This is a genomic window from Streptomyces sp. SID3212 (assembly GCF_009865405.1).
Lineage (GTDB): Bacteria > Actinomycetota > Actinomycetes > Streptomycetales > Streptomycetaceae > Streptomyces.
The window spans coordinates 1-918 of record NZ_WWJY01000413.1; the positions used below are offsets into that span (position 1 = coordinate 1).

1 pseudogene is annotated in these 918 nt (G+C 79.0%); it reads left to right on the forward strand.

What is annotated here, in order from left to right:
* Positions 1 to 877, forward strand: a pseudogene (locus GT042_RS12530) (hypothetical protein); the annotation flags it as partial.
* Positions 878 to 918: the final 41 nt, after the last annotated feature.

Here is a 918-nt window from a genome sequence, read left to right on the forward strand (position 1 = left end):
ACCTTCCGCCCTCCCTCTCCCCCCGCCCGCCACCTTCTCCCTCGCCGTCGTCGCCGCGCCCCCGCACAAGGTCGCGGAGGCGGCGCTGCTCTGCGGGGTCCCCCTGCGGATCGCACCGGCCGCCGACGGCGCCATGTCGTACGTCGAGCTGGCGGCGAACGCCACCCCGGGGCGGCGCGCCCGGCTCCTCGGCGAGGAGGGGCTCACCGCCGCCGCCGACACCTTCACCACGGGCGAGCGCTGGCCGGCCCTCGTCCTCCACCGCACCGCCGACCGCCACGGCTGCACCCTCCTCCGCAAGGGCAGGAAGGTGGCCGCCCACGCGTGGGACGAGGCGGCCCCGGTCCCCGACCAGGCGACGGCGGCGGCCACGGCGGCGGCCCTCGCCAAGGCGTACGGTCTCGCCGATCCGCGCCCCCTCACGGCGCTCCTGCGCGGCGCCAACGCCCCGGCGGACCGGCAGCGGACCCTGCTGGGGCTGCTGGGTCTGCCCCCGCTCCCGGAGTCCTTCGGCTCCCGGCCCGAAGCCCTCACCGGGTTGCCCGACGCCCATGTCCTGGTCAGCAGGGGCCTGTTGGCCGGCATCAGGGAGTCCCTGGCGTCGGCGACGTCGTCGGCCGCCGGGAGCGCGCCGGCGCGCGAGCGGCCTCCCCGCGCCGCCCTTCCCCGTACCCGGTTTCCCCGCGCCGCCTTTCCCCGCCCCCGGCGCTGGTGGCTCCTCCACGTCCTGGGCCTGTGCCTCGCCGTGCCCGCGGCGGCCTACGCCTGGTGGTCCCCGGACATCGGCCCCTTCCGGGAGGTCAACTCCACGGTCGCCGCGCTCTGGCTGACTGCCCGCGTCACCCGCGCCTGGTGCCAGCGCCGGGGGCGCGGCTGACGCGCCCGCCGGAGGCGCGGAGCGACGAGGCCCTCGGGCCC